This is a genomic window from Arthrobacter sp. MYb227 (assembly GCF_002975435.1).
Taxonomy (GTDB): Bacteria; Actinomycetota; Actinomycetes; order Actinomycetales; family Micrococcaceae; genus Paeniglutamicibacter.
The window spans coordinates 22,751-41,495 of record NZ_PCPT01000010.1 but is presented as its reverse complement, the minus strand read 5'-3'; the positions used below and the strand labels follow the sequence as shown (position 1 = coordinate 41,495).

The following is an 18,745-nucleotide window of genomic DNA, read 5'->3' as shown; positions in this document are numbered from 1 at the left end:
TTACTCCTGGGCGTTAAGAGCCTTTTCTAAGCGTTCAATCTTGCCGCTCAATTCTCCGGTGAACCCGGGACGGATATCCGCCTTGAGTACAAGAGATACTCGTGAACCGTAGGCAGCAACCGCTTCGGTTGCCCGCTTGATCACATCCATCACCTCGTCCCATTCACCCTCAATCTCGGTGAACATTGAGGAAGTCGAGTTTGGCAGTCCCGATTCGCGAACGATCTTTACCGCCGCAGCCACCGCGTCATGTACCGAACCATCGGCGTTGTCGGTGCTGGGTGCTAGGGAAAAGGCAACAATCATGCTTCAACAATGCCACTATGCTGCCGCACTGTCACTGTTGACCAATGACAATCGGTGCAAAACGTGTGGAAATACCCCTCATGTTGTTACCTCCTCGAGCGATAGCCATGCATAGGATGAATCCCATGAGTCGTCATATTGTTCGTTGGTTTTGTGCCGCGGCGCTCTTGCTGGGGCTGACCGGGTGCACGTCGCTGACCGATCCCGACGGAAGCCTTGCCACACCAACGCCAGAGCCGAGCCCCACCGAACTAACTGGTTGGGAGCAAGAGCAGCTGGAAATGTTTGGGCAATTTGGCATTCCAGAGCCAACACCGGAACCCTTCACCAAAGAGAACTTGCCGGATCCCACATCCTTCATGACCTCGGATGGAACCAACGCGCTCACGAAGGTGAAAATAAATGACACCGGAGACCCGGTTTCGCTGCGTATTTCACATCTAGTAAAAAACGGTCCAGTTATCGTTCAGTTCGTCTGTGTTGATGGAACTATAACTCTTGAAGGAAGTAATTCGTCTTACTCTGAGCTCGACTGCGATGGCCAGTACACGGGTGTTCATTTCGATGTTCCCGAAGAAGCGAGATCCTTCAACATCAACCTCACGGCCACGGCTGGGACTTCTTACACATTGAGCGTTTACCAAGACCCTGATCTCGAAATGGCAGTGGACTGATCCAAAGATGAATTAGCCCCAGCCCATCCATCGCAACAAGGCTGCTGCGCCGGCACCCACAATCACCACAACCAAGAATGGTGCGCGGAGGATTAGTGCAATAGCCGCTGCTACCAAGGCACCAATGCGTGCATCGAAAACTACTTCGGTGCCACTTGCCACAGCATTCACTGTGGTCAGCGAGGCAAGAAGCCCAATTGTCAAGGCACCAGCCGCACGAGTAACTTTCTCATTTTCGAGGACCTTCTCGGGAACCAAGAATCCGAGCATCTTGATCGCATAGGCGGCAAGGCACCCCAGAACAATCCAAAGCCACAGCTCACTCATGGCTTACCTCGATCACTAGGTTTTGGTTCGATATCAGGTTCCAGTCCTTCGGTGGCTGGACCTTTGCCAAAGAAGCCCCAAACACCGGAGAGAACAGCTGCAACAAGAATGGGAATTCCCGGCGGGACTAAGGGGATCACCAGAATTGTGGCAAGTGCACAAACCGAGGCTATTGCGATGGGTTCAGCGGACTTCAGCCTGGGCCACAGCAGCCCCAAGAATGCGGCAACCGCTGCACCGTCAAGACCCCAAGCTTTCGGATCGCCCAAGGCATCCCCAAGCAAGGCGCCGATGAGAGTAAATATATTCCAAAAGACATATATACCTAGGCCAGCCACCCAAAAACCAAGTTTTTGTTCCGCCGGGTCGCTTTGCCCGGACGCCGTGGCAACCGATTCATCGATGGTGACGTGAGCCGCCAAAACTTTGGTTAGCCCACGGGGTCTCAGCATCGATTTAATTTGCATGCCATAAACCGCATTGCGTATTCCAAGCAATGTTGCTGCACCAAAAGCAGCACCAGGAGTTCCACCTCCGGCGATCACCCCAATGAAGGCAAATTGCGACCCACCGGTAAACATCAGCAGACTCAAGACCGACACTTGGAGGACGTTTAACCCCGCGGCCACTCCAAGGGCACCATAAGAAATTGCATACAGCCCTGTGGCGATGGCAATGGACAAGCCAATCTTGGTAGCGGGGGTCATCTTGGGGAACACGCTGTCCACTTAACCATGGTCAAGTTAAAATCCTTGGGTGCTTCTCCCAATATGACTCCTTGTTCACCATAGACTGACACTAACCCGGCGGTCATTGCCCTAGTGATCTTCAGAAAGAAGGAAAGCTCATGCTCGAAGGAACCATCGTGGTCCACCATGCAAAACCCACTGGCTGGTCATTGATCCTGCGTGGAGCTCTGGCAATAGTCTTTGCCATCATGATCGTTGCTTGGTCAAACATCACCGTTGCAACCGTAGTTTTCCTGTTCGGTCTCTTCTTCCTCATTGATGGGGCCCTGAACCTTGGCTTATGGTTTACAGCGAGGAAAAGCACGAAGAATCCTTGGCTGCTGGCCTTAGGCATTGTCTCGGTTCTTGCCGGCCTCTTCGCGATGATCTGGCCAAATAAAACTGCAATCATTATCGTGCTGATGATTGGCTGGTGGGCTTTAATCCTTGGCATTATTCAACTTGCAGCTGCGTTGGCTGCCCGGAAGAGCTTTACATTCTGGTGGGTTGGGCTGATCAGCGGCGGCATCACCATGGTGCTTGGGCTCTGGCTTGTCATTGCTCCAGGAGCTGGAATCCTCACGATGCTCGTCGTTATCGCGATCTTCCTCATTTTGGCCGGAGCCGCGATGGTCTATGAAGGATTTAAGACGCTACGAGCCAACGCATAAGTGTCGCTCCAAGTTTGAACTTTAGGAAAGCCCAAGCTTGGCTTTGATCAATGCCGGAACGTTACTCGTCAGCTGAGTGACCCCGAGTCCCACCAAGAATTTTGCATCCTTCGGGTCGTCAACCGTCCAGACCCTAAAGGTTGAACCGTTTTGCAGCCAGGTGTTGATCGTTTGTGGATGCTTACGGATATATTCAATGCCGGGTCCCGCAAGGTGTGGAATCCCTGAATTCAGCAGTTCAACACCGCCGGCCATGGATTGTGCAAGCACCGAAGCCACCGCGGCACGATCGCTCTCACCTGCCAACACCAGCTCATCGATCCATTCTTCGTCAACCTCCGTCACCAACTGACATACATGCCGGCCCGGAATCCTCTCAAGCAGGTAACGCACCGACTCGGGATCAAAGCTCATGAACGAGACATAAATATTCTTGATCCGTGATTCTTGAGGTTCCCAGCCAAGATGTTTCAGCTCGGCAAGCATCGCTTCCTCAAGTTTTCTGCCAAAGGGACTTGGATGCTTGATCTCCACCGCCAACCCAATCTCGCGCCCCGATTCGAGCATGAGTTCCACCAACTCACGCAGGGTGATCAGTTGATCGTGAAGTATCCCGAACTGAGAGGGAATGTGTGGGTTCCTCCATGAGGAAAAATCCAATGATTTCAGTTGCGCAAGAGTTTTTTCACCAACCCTGCCGGAGGAATTTGAGGTTCTATCCACGGTTGGGTCGTGATGGCAAACGACAAAGCCATCGGCACTGAGGTGGATATCGCATTCAATTCCATCGGCACCGTCGGCCAAGGCCTGCATATATGCGGCACGAGTATTTTCGGCGTAGGCCTTCGAGGAACCGCGATGAGCGTAAACGAGAGTTTGCATACGTTTCACGCTACAACCCTCAAGCTATAGGCGCGGTATAAACCGCACCTACCAATTCGTGAACTATCGTTGGACTTTGTTCCAACTTTACCTTCAGGCACCGGGGAGTCTACGCACATGTCAACAGCCCGAGCTTCGTCACTGGCTACGGAAAACAATGCAGCAAAGGCCGTTGCGCTGCGCAAGATGAAGCGAGTTGCTACGGGCCTGTTGATCCTCATGGCAATCATTTTTACTCTTGCCTTCGCGTTTCAGCAGCAGTACCCGTGGCTCGAGTATGTGCGAGCAGCCGCCGAAGGTGGCATGGTCGGTGCTCTGGCAGACTGGTTTGCCGTCACCGCACTTTTTCGGCACCCCCTGGGACTAAAGATTCCTCATACAGCGATCATTGAACGTAAAAAAAATCAGATTGGCGAGAGCCTCGGGGAGTTTGTTCAAGAAAACTTTCTGTCCCACGAGGTGGTCGAGGAGAAGCTCGATCAGCTTGATATTGCAGGTAGTACCGGGCGCTGGTTAGCGAAGGAAGAATCAGCACAAAGAGTAGCCCAGGAAGCATCAACACTCATTGGCGCGGCTCTTGAAGTGCTTGATGACCATGACATTTTGGCCCTCATCGAGTCGCTGGCCAAGAAACATATGTTGGCACCGGAATGGTCCTCAACTATTGGTCGCATCGTGTCAAGGGTCATCGCCGATGGCCATCACAAACCGGCAGTAGATTTGCTCGCCGAGCGTGCTCAAACATGGGTTGTAGCCAACCGACAAATGATAGTTTCTACGGTCGCGCAGCATTCACCGTCGTGGGTTCCTTCGCTCGTTGACACCCTATTAGGGGAAAAGCTCCATAAGGAATTGAGTAAGTTTGTGGCAGGGGTCCGTTCGGATCCTCATCATCCGATGCGGACAAGTATTGATGAGTGGCTAAAGAACTTTGCAGCCGATATGCAGGATGACCCTGCGATGATTCAAAAGGTTGAAGCGCTCAAACATTCTTTGTTGGGTGATCCGCAGCTTCGTGAGTTGGCAGCAACCAGTTGGTCGTCGATTAAGGCAGCGCTGCTTGATGCCATGAGTAACCCCGAATCAGAATTGCGTAAATCAATGGTGGCTGGCATAAGCGATCTGGGCCGTCGACTCAGTCATGACGAGCAACTAGCTACCAAGGTTAATGCGTGGGTTCTGAATGCTGCTGGCTACATCATTGATAACTATCGCGGACAGATCACCTCGCTGATCACCGATACAGTGGCGCGCTGGGACGGCAGGGAAACCAGTGACAAGATCGAGCTACAGGTGGGCAGGGATCTTCAATTCATCCGCATTAACGGAACGGTGGTCGGCTCCCTTGCGGGTCTAACGATTTTCAGTATTGCCAACGCAATATTGCGTTAGGCATCCCAGCGAAAATCGAAGTTTCACTACTTAGAGTTCTGGTTTCGCCTTGTGCGCTCGGCTTCGATCTGCGCCTCAAGCTCACCGATAATCTCTTCTTCGGAACTTTGTGCACGGGCATCGATTTCACCTAGTAGCTGTCCGGGAATGCTGGTAGGCAAGGAACCAAATGCAAGACTTGCTGCTTCAACCACGCGCTTACCCAGGTATCTGTTGCCGGCTCCACCAATCGCGGCACCAATGCCAAATGGAACCATCCGACCCATGATTGATGCGCCTTGAGTCGTTAACATTTTCTTCATGAAGGTCCGCTGCAGGCCCCCTTGCATGCTGCTGACCAGGCTTGCAGGTTTATTGGCTCCAAACATTGCAGCCCACCCCTTCACCGGTCCGGCTCCACGGCCCGAAACTTGATGAGTGAGCGCCGCAATCATTGAGCTGCCTTCTTCACCAAGCAATATGGCCATCACCAGCAAGCGAGCTTTGTCTGGGTCTTCGGTGGTAATTCCGTGAAGTTCGGCCAACGACTGAGCGTAGAGCGCGCTTGCTTCAAGGAAACCAATGGTTGCTGCGGCAGAGAACCCCAGTGCGGCAACAGTACCGACCACAGGTAGGGCTGCGGTTGCCCCCACCGCGGCACCGGATCCCGTAATCGCTAAAAGGTAATCACGTTCAACAATTTTCGCTAGCTCGGCCGCCGTGTGCTGCGGGTATTTGCGCCGCAACCTACGTAAATACGCAAGCACCAGGGGGCGCTGGACGCCAACGGCCTTCATCATGGCGTTCTGAAGTCCACCGACGGGTTTTCCGTCTGGGCCAATAATCGCGGAGGGCTTTGGGTTCTTTTTCATTCTGCAATGAAGTCTAAACGCTCAGACTGAATGATGGCAGTGTTCCGTTTACTTGACGGCAAAGCACAGCGGCCCGGAGGCCGCTGAACCGGCAAGTTAGACGCCAGCCGTTATTTCTTGGGGCTTCGCAGCGTTCTTCATTGCCGTACGCATGGAAACGAAGAGTAGTACAACTGCAACCGTTAGCAATATATGACCCAATCCGGCGATTCCGGCAAGGGCAGCGGAACTTGCATCGGCACCCAATACCGTCATCGTGCCCATCACCAACATCATCCCTCCGGTGATCGCAACGCCAAGTGTCCAGGTCCAATAGAACCATGCAAAAACACGCGGTGCGCTTGCCGAAATATTGAAGATCTTTTCAAGTGCCAAAACAATCAGCAAAAATACGAATCCCAGCACCAATAAATGGGTGTGTACCAAGGGAAGCTGCGAGGCTGAGCGGTCAAAGAAATCATTGGCCTTGGTGAGCTCCCGGTAATACAGCCCGGAAAGCACTCCGGTGATCCCAAAAGCAAATGCCGTATACAAGATTCGCATCATGTCCTAGCTCCCATATCTATGTATCCCGCGCTTTGACTCGGTACAGCTGGGCCTAGAGATGCGGGAAGAGATTCTCCGGCTACTATCAATCCTGCCGGTAGTCTTCTTAGCGCAAATCAACCATCCGGTTGACTCATTGGTTGATCAACTTTTGCTTACTTTAGATAGTGGCTTAGGAAGGCTCTCACATCGCGCTCCTCATCGGCGCCGAATCCGTGACCCATGTCCGGGTATTTTCGAGCCGTCAGCGCCGTATAGGTATCCAACCATTCTTTGGTGTGCTGCACGGCTTCTGGGTTGATTACTAGATCCTGTGGGTCCCTACCCCAGAAGCACGGGATCTCATGCCCGATTTCGGGTGTGGTGTCTGTGAGGTTCAGCAGCTCATTGGAAAGCACGAATCCACTCAATCCAACAAGTGATTTATACGTTTCGGGACGCAAGCGATGCAACGTGGTTGCCATGGCCATGCCCTGCGAGTGACCCAGCAAGCTTATTGATTTGTACCCAAGCGCGTATTTGTCTTGCCAGTCAAATACCCGTTGGGCAGCGGCAACAACCTCAGCAAAATTATTGGTGAGGAAGTAATCAAGCAAGAACCAGCCTCGGTCCCCACCCACGTCGAGGGGCCCACGCAGTGCCGCCCCGGTGACCCCCGGTGGCAGGGTAGCAAACCACTGAAGCATGCGCTGTGGGTTTGAACCATACCCGTGCAGCACTATCACCAGATCGGTATTCGCGCGTTGGCGTGCGTCATTGGAATAGATTGCCTCATCCATGTACCCAGCTTAACCACTAATTGGGCGATGAGTTTTTAGGAACGCATTAGGGTAAGTTGAAATAACGAAAAGTGACTGGTACCACTTTTGAGGGTGTGAAACGGAGAAGTCGTGGTGTTCTATACAAAACCGGCGGCAAGTCGAGCCGAAGAGCTGGCCACCGCGGTCCGCTTTGAGAAATATGATGATGCGCTTGCTCAAGCCAATCTCATCTCTCGCCCCGTAGGTCTGCTGGACTTGGAGAATTTTGAGGCCAACGCTAGAGATTTAGTCCAACGTGCCAAGGGAAAGCCCGTCAGGGTTGCCTCAAAGTCACTCCGTGTTAGGCGCGCAATTGAAAAAACCCTCAGCAAACCCGGCTATGCGGGAGTCCTTGCATTCACGCTGTCCGAGGCCCTTTGGCTTGCCGAGTGTGGAATAAAAGATATAGTCCTCGGCTACCCCTGTACCGACGTATCAGTACTCAAAAAATTTGCTGCAAGCGAGATTGGCCGCGAGAACATCACGCTCATGATCGATGATATTGAGCAAATAGAAATATTGGATCGCGCAGTTCCGGACCGACAGAATATTCGAATCGCCATTGACATGGACGCTTCCTATCGCCCGGCACTGGGCATCAGCATTGGTGCAGCTCGCTCCCCGCTGCGCACCGCCGCCGATGTCACCAAGCTGGCAGTAGCTATTTTGCGCAAGCCCAGAATTTCCTTGGTCGGGCTCATGGCTTATGAGGGACAGATCGCCGGGGTTGGCAATGCCGCAAGCGGAGCGAAGGGAACGGCGATTCGAGCCATGCAGAAGGCCTCTGCAATGGAGCTACGAACTCGTCGAGCGGAGGCCGTTGCGGCCCTGCAAACCCTTACCGATCTCGAGTTTGTCAACGGCGGCGGTACTGGGTCTATTGAATCAACCTCCAGCGAGCCGGCTGTCACAGAAATTGCTGCGGGTTCGGGGCTGTTGGGCCCGGGGCTCTTCGATTCATACACACACTTTCAACCAAAACACGCATTATTCTTTGGGTTGAATGTGGTGCGCCGCCCGGGTCCTAATACCGTGACGGTACTTGGTGGTGGGTGGATTGCTTCCGGGCCACCGGGAGCAGATCGGCTACCCACCATTGCGTGGCCACTGGGGCTTAAATATCACGGCACCGAAGGTCCAGGAGAGGTACAAACACCATTGAGCGGGGAACATGCCAGCAAGCTCAGGCTTGGTGACACAGTGTATTTTCGGCACGCCAAGTCGGGTGAACCCGCCGAACGCCTCAATGAGATTGCCGTGTATTCCCACGGAAAAATTATTGATTCTTGGCCGACGTACCGGTCCGAAGGGAAGGCCTTCCTGTGAAAACCCCACGCATCGAGGGGCTTGGGCGCAATGGAACGTGGCGAAACTGGGCGGCGAGTTCCATCGCCGTACCGCAAAATATCTCGGTCCCAGCCGATGAAGATGAAATTATTGCGGCTCTGGGCAGCGCCAACGAAACCGGGTCAACACTTAAAGTAGTCGGTGGGGCCCATTCTTTTACTCCGATCGCAGCAACTACTGGAACTCTGATGAGTCTCGACCGCTTCAGCGGGATCATCCACGTCGATCTAAGTACTAACCAAGTGCGGTTTAAGGCAGGCACCCGGCTACGCGACATCGGACGGCTGCTGCTGCCCTATGGGCTGGCCCTTGCCAATATGGGAGACATAGACCACCAGTCACTCGCCGGTGCCATCAGCACCTCAACACACGGCACCGGACTCGGCTTTACCGGTTTTTCCGGCATGGTCACCGCGTTGCGAATCGTTCTGCCCACCGGAGAAGTTCGCGAATGCAACGCACAACAGTACCCAGAATTATTTCAGGCCGCGCGCGTGGGCCTTGGAGCGCTGGGCGTACTGACCGAGATCACCTTGCAATGTGTTCCACGTTTTAAGCTTTTGGCTCGCGAGGAACCAGAACCGCTAGCCGGCATGCTCGAGTCATTCGTTGATCGCGTGGTACTCACCGATCATCTTGAATTTTATTGGTTTCCCTACACTCAAACGGCTCTGACCAAAACCAATACCCGGCTACCGGAAAATACTCCCGTGGATCCGGTGCCGTGGCGCTCAAGAATTCTTGATGATGAGCTGATGGGAAATGGTGCTTTTGCCCTTCTTTGCCGGCTCGGTGCCAAGGTTCCGGCGACAGTACCCAGCATCAATAAACTCGCAGCCAAGGCGTTGGCGGCACGTACCTATACAGATCAGTCCGAGCATGTTTTCGTGGCACCACGTCGGGTTCGTTTCCGCGAAATGGAATACGCTGTGGAGCTTTCGGCGCTTCCCACGGTCTTTGCCGCGGTCCGTCGGGTACTGGAGTCCTGCCCCGAACGGATCACGTTTCCACTTGAAGTGCGTGCAACAGCTGCCGACGATACGTGGCTAGGAACCGCTTCGGGACGACAAAGCGCATACATTGCCGTGCATAGGTACGCTGGGGAACCCTCGAGTGAATTCTTCAAAAAAATTGAAGAGGTTTTCATTCACTATGGTGGGCGTCCGCATTGGGGTAAATTACATACTCAGGGCGCAGGCTACCTCGCCTCGACTTATCCTCGATTCGATGACTTCTTGGCACAACGCGATGCTGTAGATCCATCAGGAGTGATGCTCAATGAGCATCTGGGCCATGTGTTAGGTCGCTAAATTCGCATCTCTGGCCTTGCAGGGCAGATACTTGGGGTCATGAGAATCGATGCGTTAGATGTTTCATTAATCGAGCTGCTCACCGATGAACCTGGCCTAGGGGTCATGGAGTGTTCAAAGCGTTTAGGTGTTGCCCGCGGGACGGTACAAAACCGGCTCAATCGCCTCCATGAATCGGGAGTCATCTCCCGCATTGCCCCACAAATAGGCCCCTCGGCCATGGGCTACCCGGTCATCACCTTCTGTTCCTTACAGATCAAACAGAATTTTGGGCAGACCGAAGTTGCTGCCGAACTTGCAAAAATTCCTGAGATTCTTGAAATGCATACTGTCTCTGGCACCAGTGACATGTTGGTGAAAATTGTTGCCCGGTCGACTAAGGATTTACAGCGCGTGCTTGATGCGATTTCCGCCACCGAGGGCATGAGCAGATCTTCCTCATCGATTGTGCTCGAAACCCACTTTGAGAACCGTACTATCCCCTTGGCGTGGGAGGCTGTGCGAAAGAATAGCGCCGATCTTGCGGAGCCGGCGACGGCACCGCGTGAGTCCACATTGCGCAATGGCGGTAGGCTGGGTGCTGCTACTAATGCTGGGCACACTGCCTAGTGTTTGACTGCTTTTCACTACTCTTCGTGTACATCTTGTATGGCTTTTCGCTGGGCAGTTGACCGGCGGAGACCAGCTTCGTAGCTTATGTGAGGCGCATCACCGATGATTCGCCACCTGTAAATTCTACGGAGGCACGATGACAATCGCCCAGCGCAATTCTTTGCAAGCGATCCCTGCATACAAGCAGGGTGCGACTCCCGGCGAGCACGAAAAGGCGTTCAAGCTTTCCTCGAACGAGAATCCTTTTGCCCCATTACCCGCAGTCACTACGGCTCTTGTTGCCGAGCTCGGAAGAATTAACGAGTATCCGAACGCAGCCGCACCGGAATTGGTTGCAATGCTTGCCGAACGATTCAAGGTTGCCCCGGAAAATATCGCATTGGGTGCAGGTTCGGTTGAAGTTGCCGGGCAGCTAATTCATGCGACAACTAACCCTGGTGCTGAGGTCATGTTCGCGTGGCGCTCCTTTGAGGCCTACCCGATCTTGACTCATGTTGCAGGGGCTACACCGGTCATGGTTCCTCTGGACGCACAGGGCGGGCACGACCTGCCGGCGATGGCAGCGGCGATCACCGAGCGCACCTCACTGATCTTCATTTGTAATCCGAATAACCCAACCGGCACCGTTGTAGATTCGGCTGCTGTTGATGCGTTTATGGCCAAGGTTCCCGCGCACGTCTTGGTTGTCATCGATGAGGCCTACGTCCACTTCAATATTCACGGTGATTCTGCAATTGGGCTAGATTTCTTCCACCGTTACCCCAATGTTGCCGTGCTACACACCTTTTCCAAGGCCTACGGCCTGGCCGGGCTACGTATTGGCTACGCAATTGCACCCGCTGCAGTTGCCGAGAACCTGCGCAAAACTGCGATTCCCTTTGGTGTCAGCGCACTGGCTCAGCGCGCTGCGGTACTGAGCCTGAATCATGAGGCCGAGTTGCAGGTGCGTATCGATAAATTGATTACTGAGCGCGCCGGCTTGGTCAAGGCGTTGCGTGATGCCGGGATCCAGCTCTGGGATTCGCACGCAAACTTTATTTGGCTAGCCACCAAGGAACGCACCGAAGCCATCGATGCCGCATTGCGTGCGGCAGGTGTTTGGGGCCGAGCATTCCCGGGTGAAGGTATCCGCATTTCTATTGGATCCCCCGAAGCCAATAAATTGGTGGCAGACTCACTGATCAGCGTCCTGCAGGAGTTTCCTGCACATGTCTAATAGCTCCACCACTAGCTCTAAAACGAACCTCAGCACCCGCCAAATCACCATGATGGGCATCGGCGGAGCCATTGGTGCCGGATTGTTTATCGGTTCCGGTCAGGCAGTTGCCGTTGCCGGACCAAGTGTCATCCTGGCCTTTGCTCTTGCAGGTTTTTTGGTCATCTTGATCATGAATATGCTCGGCGAAATGGCTGCCGCTAACCCATCCTCGGGCTCTTTCTCCGTATACGCGACTAAGGCACTGGGGCCTAATGCCGGAGCGGTCATTGGGTGGTTGTATTGGATTCAGGCGGTCATTGTCATTTCGGCAGAGGCTACGGGTGCCGCGGCAATCATTGGCGGGTGGATTCCAGGAATTTCGCAAGGCACCTGGTCACTGATATTTGTCGGCCTGTTGACGGCGGTGAACCTTGCCCATGTTGCAAAATTTGGCCAGTTTGAGTTCTGGTTCTCATTCCTCAAGGTCGCAGCGATAGTCGTGTTCCTGGTCATCGGTGCCGCGATGATCTTTGGTTTATTTCCCGGAGTTGAGGCCAAGGGCCTGAGCAATTTGGTTGAGCATGGTGGGTTCATGCCCAACGGAATTGTTGGCCTTTGCGCGGGCTTGTTGATGGTAGTTTTTGCTTTTGGTGGCATTGAAATTGTTGCAATTGCTGCAGCCGAATCCGATAACCCGCGTAGTAGTATTCGCAAGGCAGTGCGTGGCGTGCTGGTGCGCGTACTTGTCTTCTACATTGGTTCGGCGCTTGTGATGGTTGCCGTCCTGCCATGGAACACCCCGGAACTTGCCGCTGGTCCATTTGTTGCTGTGCTTGGCGCCGCAAATATTCCATTCATTGATTCGATCATGGCACTAGTAGTTGTCATTGCCCTGCTTTCGGCAATGAACGCAAATATATATGCGGCTTCTCGCATGCTTCTTTCGCTCTCCGAACGAAAGCTTGCACCCAAGGTTGTCATGGTACGTAATAAGAATCAGACACCCTATATTGCGGTGTTGGGATCAATAATCCTGTGCACTGTTGCGGTAGCCATGAACTACCTGGCGCCCGACCTAGTCATGCCGCTACTGCTCAACGCGGTGGGCTCAACCCTTCTTGTCACCTGGGGATTCATTATTGTTTCCCAACTGGTTCTGCGCCATCGAGCGGATAAGGACCCAAGCATTATCCTGCCGGTACGCATGCCTGGTTTCCCATATTTATCCCTGCTTGCCTTGGCAATGCTTGCTGGAATCGTTCTCTTGGCGCTCTTTGACCCGGCCAGCCGCACGCAGCTTCTCGCCACCACAGTTTTGATCATCACCATTGCTGTGCTTAATGCGCTGGCTCAGCGGCGACGGCATCGCCTTGAAGATAGGCCGAGTGATACTGACTCAACGACCTTGAGCAAGGAAAATACTCACGCCTAAACACATCGCGCACGAGAGCCATCGTGTAAGAAGTGCAGCTGGCCCGTGGTGGGATTGCCTTAACGAATCTCCACCACGGGCAGCTGTCTTTGCGTGCGTTTCCGGGCTGTTCTTTATTTGGGAAGCTGCAGGTTGACCCAGACCAAGCGATGATCACTACTGACCGGTGGCAAGCCTTCGGTTAGGTCCGCTCCGGAGGCTCCGGTTGCTGGCCAATAAACACCCGAATCAAGTATCGGCAGGGCCTTTGCTGGCAGTACATAATCAACGCGCATGACCCCCTTGCCGCCGCGACCGAAATCGGCAGTGCTCAATGCGTCAAGCATCAAGGCACTGCGGCCAATGCGGGAGCCAGCAAAGGCCGAGCATTTTTCACTCACGGGTTTAGGGTCAACAAGCAGTGGATTGGTGCGCAGCTCTTTGATGGCAGCCGGATCCGATTCTCCGGTATTCGAGTCCGAATTCAGATCCCCCAGAACAATGAACTTACTTCCACTTTCCAATGGTCCGTGCGTTCCGTTGTCGTCGTAGATGTATTGAGAATCTTCTCCGCCGCTAATGTAGTCATTAAGTAGCCGGATTTCGTCGTGATTACGGCGCTTGTTGCGCTTTTCTGCACCGTCAAAGACCGGTGGGGTGGGGTGCGAAGCAATAATGTGCACGGTGCTCTTACCAACCTTTACCGGCACATCCCACACGGATTTACTTGGTAAACGTAAGACGCTTTGTACTAGTTCGCTGTAGTACTCCCCAGGTAGTTGCGAGTCTGGCATGTCCTTCCACAAAAAATTTTGGAAGGTACGCGCATTTGCCGCATCAATTGGGTATTTGGAATAAAGAACCATCGCGAATTGGCCTTCAAAGTCCCCATAACCAAAGGCGTCGCCGGGACCCCCAACGATCCCATCGCCGTCAAGGTCAGCACCGCTTTGAATGCCAGTGTTTGAGGGGGCCAGATAGGTGTAGGGGTAATTCGCCGGCGCCTGCCCACGCTGGGAGACCTTGAGGTAGTTTTCGCTAAATAGTCGTGCGGAAGCGCCCTGGGAATCGTAATCAAATTCGTTGAGCAACAGAATATCCGGGGCATTGCGCTGCACGATCTCGGCCACCGCCTGTGCCTGCGCATCGTGTGGTCCCGCTAAATCGAGTGCCAGCTGACCCTCGGCGGGGCGATTCAGTGATGCATTGAAAGTTGCAACCTTCAGGGACTGGGCCTGTTCGTGCGGTGCGTCGGGGTAGGGAATTGGCTGGATCAAGGTGCCGCTCACGCTACTTACCTGTAGGGGTGCTGATGTTTGTGCGATTGCCGGGGTAACGCCCATCGTTGTGATGGCGGTGAGGATTGCAGCGCTCAGCGCCAGCCTGGTCAGATATCGCACCGTTCCACCCTAAACCGCAAACCTACTTTGTGGTAGGTCTGGGGATTATCCCCATCGCGAAATTCACTACTCAGACAGCAAAGGGCGCCCAAACCCGCGCACATACGCACTGGTCCAGACGCCTTTAGCAATAAAATCTAGCCTCGGGCAAGAGCCGCCCTGCGATTGGCTTCAAGAACTTCTTCCATGTACGGGGCACGTACCTGCGGGCTAATACGGCAATCGACAAGGAACACGCCCTTGGCTCCACGGGCTACCCAAGCACGCAGCTCATCAAGGTCTTCCAGGGTACGCACCTTAGTGCTTTGCCCACCGAGGCCACGGGCCACCGCAGCAAAATCAACCTCTGGAATCAGCATCGGTTTCTCATGGAGTCCAATCGATCCGTATTGATGAATCTCCGCCCCGTAGCCCGCATCGTTATAGACTACGATGATGCCACTCGCTACCGAACGGACCACCGATTCAAGATCAGCAAGGCCCATGAGGAATCCGCCATCACCTGCGGCAAGGACAACCGTCTCATCGGCCCGCGCCGCGGCGCCGGCACCCACAGCGGAGGCAATTCCCATACCGATGCTTTGGTAGGCGGTTCCCACAAGATTCAGGGCGTGGGGTCCGGGGATATCCCAGTACATCGGTCCCCAACCAATGAAGTGTCCGCCGTCTTGAACCACCAAGCGGCGTTTGGGAAGGATGGTATTCAGCGTTGCCGCAACCGAGCGCGGGTCTAGCAGTCCATCGGGGGCGGTGACCTCGCCAGATTCGTGATCGTTGATCTTCGCCAAGCGATCGGCGACCTGCTCAAGCCAGCTTGCGTTGGCCGACACCGGTGCAACCATCGATTCAAGTGCCGTGGCGACGGCGGTTGCATCTGCGCTAATAAATGCATCCACGCGTGGGTTGGTTGCGGCATTGCCCAGATCCACTTGGATGACCTGCGCTCCGGTATTGAAAAGGTCTCCAAAGCGGGTAGTGAACTGGTTCAGTTTGGCACCGAGCACCAGCACGGTGTCTGCCTCGTGGATCAGTGCCGCCGTTTCTGCAGATGAGAAGCCTCCGGTGATCCCTAGATCCCCGTGACGAGAACCCAGCAGACCCGTGGCCAGGACCGTACTTGAGCTCAAGGCGCCAAGTTTGTCGGCGAGCGCCGTTATTGCCATTGCCGCATCGGAGAGGCGCGCACCGCGTCCGTAGAGGATCAGTGGGCGTTTTGCGCTGCTCAGAGCTGTAGCGGCCTGGATCAATAGCTCTGGCGATGCCTGCGGGTATTCGGGTTCGGTAGCGAAGTCGGCAAGCGTTAGCTCGGCTTCTTCCGGGGCGCGATCGGCAACGATGTCATAGGGCAGGGAAATGACTACCGGCATCCGTTCGCGTAGCGCGTGGGCGACCGCGGCAAGTGTTGTTGCCTTGGGGGTGCGCGCATCAATGGTGAAGGTTTTGGCGCCAACCGCTGTATTGATTGCATCTTGGTCAACATCCCAGGGCCGCGCTCCGGAGGTTGGTTGGTCCCCTGTCACAAGAATCATCGGGATTTGGGCTGCAGCGGCCTCTGCCAGTGGGGTTACCGCGTTGGTGAAGCCGGCGCCGTACGTGGTGGTGGCTATCGCGGGTTTACCGGTGATTCGGTAGTAGGCATCTGCGGCAGTGACTGCCGCGGATTCGTGGCGTACTGCGGTGAAGCGGAAATCGGTACGGACCGCGGCATCCAGGAAATGTGCGTTTCCGTTTCCCATGACCCCAAATATTTCTGAGGTGCAGGTTAAAAGGGCGTGGGAAACTACAGCGGAAATTGTAGGCATTTGGGGGTACTTTCGAATGCAGCAAAAAGAGTAGGGCCATATTCGTCTTCGGGCAATGAACCCGGCTTTCGCCCATTTTTAGAGCGACGGCAGAAACGTCTTTGGTGTTTCGCCTGACATCTCAAAGATAGTGCTCGCAGTGTGCCGCACGCAACATTGCTACATCGTTCGAGGCAACACACCCTGCCGTCGCGAGCCAGCCACTCTTGACACGCTGACTAGTTAGATAGACAATCTAGCTATGCAGACAAAGCAAATCTTCGAACCATCCGAGGAGGAGCCCGAACCCGCCGTTGGCTGGCCAAGTGACTGGCTACGCGCAGCACTTGGCCTTTGCACATTGCAGGCGCTGGAGTCGGGCACAACCTACGGATACGCAATTATCAATGAGCTGGACCGGGCGGGACTCGGAAAGGTGAAGGGTGGAACCCTTTACCCGCTACTTACACGCTTTGAAACCGCCGGTTGGCTTGATGTTGAATGGCGGCCCGGAGAACAAGGCCCTGGACGAAAATACTTCAAGCTCACCGAACTTGGACATCAAGAGTTAGCCATGCAGCGCAAGGCCTGGCACTCCTTCACGAGCACCACCACGACATTCCTCACCCCCAAAGCCCCCAAGAATTAGCGAGAACAAGGAGTCATGATGAAAACCAAACAAGACCGCAAGTGGTTAGAAGCCCTGACACTTGAGTTGCGAATTCACAACATTCCCGGCGTCAAGATCGGTGACACGCTGGCCACCGTCAAAGAACACCTCGCAGATTCCGGAGAGTCGGCACAGGTTGCGTTCGGCTCCCCTGCCGAATACGCAACTCATATCGCCGCATCAACTACTACTCAAAACGTTTCGCTCAAGGGCACCATCACGCGATCAGCTGTTGGGCTCATAGCCTTCTTGGCTTTTACTCAGGCCACCGTCCCATGGGTCGCGGGCGAAGCACTGCGCCTAGGCGTTGCCCAAGTAGCTTGGCTAGCACTGCCCGTAGTTGCAGCGCTGAGCGTTCCCCTTTTGTTCGACAAATTATTACGAAACTTCTGGATTCTTGCCGCACTCATTGGAACAGCGGTGTCCGGAGGAGTGCTCGCGGCCTTTAGCGCTCCACGTACATCCGCTGAGGCTTGGCTCTCGGTAGCCCCGCTGCCGGTCCTGCTCATCACCGCGTCAATCATGGTTATTGTTTCGTTCATTGACACCATTGCCACTGCCAAGGACGGCGACGACAGCATTATCGATCCGTTGCGCAGCCAGAGGAATGCTCAAAAAACACGAGCATTCTCGGTAGCTTCTAACATTCTTGTTTCGTGGATTTTCCCGATTGCCGCACTAGCCCTCCTAGTCCTATCGGCGCTTTTGGGTAGGTAGTTGGCATCACTAATCCTGGGTGCGCCGCGGGTGGGCGGCGCCATAGAACCACAAAAACCCCGTTCTCACGTGGAGAACGGGGTTTTCTTGGTGCGCCCTGCGGGGCTCGAACCCGCGACCAATGGATTAAAAGTCCAGTGCTCTACCAACTGAGCTAAAGGCGCATGGCATAAGGCCAACACCTATATTAGCCGATAAATGAGAGTGCTTTGTGCACATTTACTAGATTCATGAAGTGTTCCGATACCTGAAGTTCATCGTCCGGGCCTTGGCTAAGGCACTCGGTGGTGTTGTCAGGGCCCGGTTGCCACCCGATGAGTAAGTACCCAGCTGAAGAGAGTATCCTCAAGCCCATGAAGGGCCACATCGCACTGACTCCCCCGGCAACCACGTTCCGTCACCACAAACCCAAGCCTTTTGCCCCGGTGGACTTTGATCCATTTGAGGGCGGGGCAGATCCTGCGCGCATCTCAGAGGCAGCGCACCTCACCGCGCAGGCACTTGTGCAAGCCGGAAAACTCAATAATGATCCGCAGGTTCGGGACCGACTCATCACTCTTGCCGAGGACGAAGGTCTTGAAGTTGTTGCAGAGCTTTGGTCAAAGACTCCAGCTCGATCTCTGCCCGGTGCCCTGTGGCGCATGTATGCGATCCGCTCGGCAACCGTGAACAATCCCGAATCAATGGCCTCATTCTTTGCCTCCGGCGCGTCCAAGGCAGAAGTCTCCCGAGTCATTGCCGGGGCTGCCGAGCCACCGGGCGCCGCAGAACTCTGCGAAATGACGAGCTCCATTCTCACAGGGGCCTTCGATGGAGAGTTCGATGTGGCACTGGAACGCACCGCTGCCTACTGCAGGATCATCGCCCTGGGGCAGGCAGAACAGGCAGATGCAGCAGAGCTTGCTCACGAACAACGTGCCGCACTCATGACCCGGCGAGCGCAGTCGCTGATTAAAACCGCAGAGGATCTTGAAGCGTCGGCCGCACTGTGGCGCCGCGGAGAACTCGACTGAGACTTCTTTCACGCTTGCGGCACAAACCACGTATTTATGTTGACAGCTTGGGGTCAAAGCGAGAAAGATTAGTTCATGGTGCCGGACCGCGGCAGCCCCGGGCTCCAAC

General features: G+C 54.6%; 20 protein-coding genes and 1 tRNA gene. 11 read left to right on the top strand and 10 right to left on the bottom strand.

The genetic code is table 11. The annotated features are described in order from the left end of the window. Complete coding sequence (locus CQ018_RS15955; protein WP_105551013.1) at positions 1-306, bottom strand: thiamine-binding protein; 306 nt, start codon at positions 304-306, stop codon at positions 1-3. Positions 307-431: 125 nt separating this feature from the next. Here CQ018_RS15955 and CQ018_RS15950 point away from each other — a divergent pair, with 125 nt between their 5' ends. Then, positions 432-980 carry a hypothetical protein gene (locus tag CQ018_RS15950; RefSeq protein ID WP_105551012.1) on the top strand — a complete coding sequence of 183 codons (549 nt, stop codon included), beginning with the start codon at positions 432-434 and terminating at the stop codon, positions 978-980. Positions 981-992: 12 nt separating this feature from the next. Here CQ018_RS15950 and CQ018_RS15945 read toward each other — a convergent pair whose 3' ends face one another. Continuing rightward, a complete protein-coding gene (locus tag CQ018_RS15945; RefSeq protein ID WP_105551011.1) occupies positions 993-1,307 on the bottom strand; it encodes an AzlD domain-containing protein in 315 nt (104 codons plus the stop codon). After that, on the bottom strand, positions 1,304-2,014 hold the full coding sequence (locus CQ018_RS15940; protein WP_105551078.1) for an AzlC family ABC transporter permease: 711 nt from the start codon (positions 2,012-2,014) through the stop codon (positions 1,304-1,306). Before CQ018_RS15940 ends, CQ018_RS15945 begins: the two co-directional genes overlap by 4 nt. A gap of 140 nt (positions 2,015-2,154) precedes the next feature. On the opposite strand from CQ018_RS15940, the gene CQ018_RS15935 reads away from it, so the two are divergent. Then, complete coding sequence (locus tag CQ018_RS15935) at positions 2,155-2,706, top strand: HdeD family acid-resistance protein (RefSeq protein ID WP_105551010.1); 552 nt, start codon at positions 2,155-2,157, stop codon at positions 2,704-2,706. 21 nt (positions 2,707-2,727) lie between these two features. Here the strand turns inward: CQ018_RS15935 and CQ018_RS15930 are convergent, their stop codons facing one another. Further along, entirely contained in the window at positions 2,728-3,588 is an 861-nt protein-coding gene (locus tag CQ018_RS15930) for a glycerophosphodiester phosphodiesterase family protein (RefSeq protein ID WP_105551009.1), read from the bottom strand. Positions 3,589-3,705: 117 nt separating this feature from the next. Between CQ018_RS15930 and CQ018_RS15925 the strand changes: the two genes are divergently transcribed. Further along, a complete protein-coding gene (locus CQ018_RS15925) occupies positions 3,706-4,980 on the top strand; it encodes a DUF445 domain-containing protein (RefSeq protein ID WP_105551008.1) in 1,275 nt (424 codons plus the stop codon). Positions 4,981-5,006: 26 nt separating this feature from the next. Here CQ018_RS15925 and CQ018_RS15920 read toward each other — a convergent pair whose 3' ends face one another. The 3 genes from CQ018_RS15920 to CQ018_RS15910 all read right to left on the bottom strand — a co-directional run bounded on the left by CQ018_RS15920 (position 5,007) and on the right by CQ018_RS15910 (position 7,156). Then, on the bottom strand, positions 5,007-5,831 hold the full coding sequence (locus CQ018_RS15920; protein ID WP_105551007.1) for a hypothetical protein: 825 nt from the start codon (positions 5,829-5,831) through the stop codon (positions 5,007-5,009). A gap of 96 nt (positions 5,832-5,927) precedes the next feature. After that, positions 5,928-6,377, bottom strand: a complete 450-nt coding sequence (locus tag CQ018_RS15915) for a DUF2871 domain-containing protein (RefSeq protein WP_105551006.1) — start codon at positions 6,375-6,377, stop codon at positions 5,928-5,930. Between the two features lie 155 nt (positions 6,378-6,532). Then, positions 6,533-7,156, bottom strand: coding sequence for an alpha/beta hydrolase (locus CQ018_RS15910; RefSeq protein WP_105551005.1), 624 nt, complete (start codon positions 7,154-7,156; stop codon positions 6,533-6,535). Positions 7,157-7,267: 111 nt separating this feature from the next. Between CQ018_RS15910 and CQ018_RS15905 the strand changes: the two genes are divergently transcribed. The 5 genes from CQ018_RS15905 to CQ018_RS15885 all read left to right on the top strand — a co-directional run bounded on the left by CQ018_RS15905 (position 7,268) and on the right by CQ018_RS15885 (position 13,076). Continuing rightward, on the top strand, positions 7,268-8,503 hold the full coding sequence (locus tag CQ018_RS15905; RefSeq protein WP_258142657.1) for an alanine racemase: 1,236 nt from the start codon (positions 7,268-7,270) through the stop codon (positions 8,501-8,503). Further along, positions 8,500-9,834, top strand: coding sequence for a D-arabinono-1,4-lactone oxidase (locus CQ018_RS15900; RefSeq protein ID WP_105551004.1), 1,335 nt, complete (start codon positions 8,500-8,502; stop codon positions 9,832-9,834). The genes CQ018_RS15905 and CQ018_RS15900 overlap by 4 nt, the downstream gene beginning before the upstream one ends. A gap of 39 nt (positions 9,835-9,873) precedes the next feature. Beyond that, on the top strand, positions 9,874-10,443 hold the full coding sequence (locus CQ018_RS15895; protein ID WP_105551003.1) for an Lrp/AsnC family transcriptional regulator: 570 nt from the start codon (positions 9,874-9,876) through the stop codon (positions 10,441-10,443). Between the two features lie 139 nt (positions 10,444-10,582). Beyond that, entirely contained in the window at positions 10,583-11,662 is a 1,080-nt protein-coding gene (hisC, locus tag CQ018_RS15890; RefSeq protein WP_105551002.1) for a histidinol-phosphate transaminase, read from the top strand. Continuing rightward, complete coding sequence (locus tag CQ018_RS15885) at positions 11,655-13,076, top strand: amino acid permease (RefSeq protein WP_105551001.1); 1,422 nt, start codon at positions 11,655-11,657, stop codon at positions 13,074-13,076. The genes hisC and CQ018_RS15885 overlap by 8 nt, the downstream gene beginning before the upstream one ends. Before the next feature lie 113 nt (positions 13,077-13,189). Here CQ018_RS15885 and CQ018_RS15880 read toward each other — a convergent pair whose 3' ends face one another. Together CQ018_RS15880 and CQ018_RS15875 are read right to left on the bottom strand one after the other, a co-directional pair. Beyond that, positions 13,190-14,455 (bottom strand): endonuclease/exonuclease/phosphatase family protein, encoded by a 1,266-nt coding sequence (locus CQ018_RS15880; protein WP_258142656.1) that lies wholly within the window; start codon positions 14,453-14,455, stop codon positions 13,190-13,192. Between the two features lie 137 nt (positions 14,456-14,592). Next, complete coding sequence (locus CQ018_RS15875; protein WP_105551000.1) at positions 14,593-16,257, bottom strand: thiamine pyrophosphate-binding protein; 1,665 nt, start codon at positions 16,255-16,257, stop codon at positions 14,593-14,595. 241 nt (positions 16,258-16,498) lie between these two features. Here CQ018_RS15875 and CQ018_RS15870 point away from each other — a divergent pair, with 241 nt between their 5' ends. Both CQ018_RS15870 and CQ018_RS15865 read left to right on the top strand, forming a co-directional pair. Next, a complete protein-coding gene (locus CQ018_RS15870) occupies positions 16,499-16,885 on the top strand; it encodes a PadR family transcriptional regulator (protein WP_105550999.1) in 387 nt (128 codons plus the stop codon). A gap of 15 nt (positions 16,886-16,900) precedes the next feature. Beyond that, entirely contained in the window at positions 16,901-17,623 is a 723-nt protein-coding gene (locus CQ018_RS15865) for a hypothetical protein (RefSeq protein WP_146111931.1), read from the top strand. A gap of 88 nt (positions 17,624-17,711) precedes the next feature. On the opposite strand, the gene CQ018_RS15860 is transcribed toward CQ018_RS15865, so the two are convergent. After that, a tRNA-Lys gene (locus CQ018_RS15860) sits at positions 17,712-17,787 on the bottom strand. A 189-nt stretch (positions 17,788-17,976) separates the two neighbouring features. Here CQ018_RS15860 and CQ018_RS15855 point away from each other — a divergent pair. Further along, the gene (locus CQ018_RS15855) at positions 17,977-18,636 is read left to right on the top strand and encodes a hypothetical protein (RefSeq protein ID WP_105550997.1); all 660 of its coding nucleotides are present in this window, start codon (positions 17,977-17,979) and stop codon (positions 18,634-18,636) included. The last annotated feature ends 109 nt before the right edge of the window (positions 18,637-18,745 follow it).

Coding starts and splice junctions, on each gene's coding strand:
- CQ018_RS15955 (WP_105551013.1), bottom strand. CDS start 306: ATGATTGTTGCCTTTTCCCTAGCACCCAGCACCGACAACGCCGATGGT.
- CQ018_RS15950 (WP_105551012.1), top strand. CDS start 432: ATGAGTCGTCATATTGTTCGTTGGTTTTGTGCCGCGGCGCTCTTGCTG.
- CQ018_RS15945 (WP_105551011.1), bottom strand. CDS start 1,307: ATGAGTGAGCTGTGGCTTTGGATTGTTCTGGGGTGCCTTGCCGCCTAT.
- CQ018_RS15940 (WP_105551078.1), bottom strand. CDS start 2,014: ATGACCCCCGCTACCAAGATTGGCTTGTCCATTGCCATCGCCACAGGG.
- CQ018_RS15935 (WP_105551010.1), top strand. CDS start 2,155: ATGCTCGAAGGAACCATCGTGGTCCACCATGCAAAACCCACTGGCTGG.
- CQ018_RS15930 (WP_105551009.1), bottom strand. CDS start 3,588: ATGCAAACTCTCGTTTACGCTCATCGCGGTTCCTCGAAGGCCTACGCC.
- CQ018_RS15925 (WP_105551008.1), top strand. CDS start 3,706: ATGTCAACAGCCCGAGCTTCGTCACTGGCTACGGAAAACAATGCAGCA.
- CQ018_RS15920 (WP_105551007.1), bottom strand. CDS start 5,831: ATGAAAAAGAACCCAAAGCCCTCCGCGATTATTGGCCCAGACGGAAAA.
- CQ018_RS15915 (WP_105551006.1), bottom strand. CDS start 6,377: ATGATGCGAATCTTGTATACGGCATTTGCTTTTGGGATCACCGGAGTG.
- CQ018_RS15910 (WP_105551005.1), bottom strand. CDS start 7,156: ATGGATGAGGCAATCTATTCCAATGACGCACGCCAACGCGCGAATACC.
- CQ018_RS15895 (WP_105551003.1), top strand. CDS start 9,874: ATGAGAATCGATGCGTTAGATGTTTCATTAATCGAGCTGCTCACCGAT.
- hisC (WP_105551002.1), top strand. CDS start 10,583: ATGACAATCGCCCAGCGCAATTCTTTGCAAGCGATCCCTGCATACAAG.
- CQ018_RS15885 (WP_105551001.1), top strand. CDS start 11,655: ATGTCTAATAGCTCCACCACTAGCTCTAAAACGAACCTCAGCACCCGC.
- CQ018_RS15875 (WP_105551000.1), bottom strand. CDS start 16,257: ATGCCTACAATTTCCGCTGTAGTTTCCCACGCCCTTTTAACCTGCACC.
- CQ018_RS15870 (WP_105550999.1), top strand. CDS start 16,499: ATGCAGACAAAGCAAATCTTCGAACCATCCGAGGAGGAGCCCGAACCC.
- CQ018_RS15865 (WP_146111931.1), top strand. CDS start 16,901: ATGATGAAAACCAAACAAGACCGCAAGTGGTTAGAAGCCCTGACACTT.
- CQ018_RS15855 (WP_105550997.1), top strand. CDS start 17,977: ATGAAGGGCCACATCGCACTGACTCCCCCGGCAACCACGTTCCGTCAC.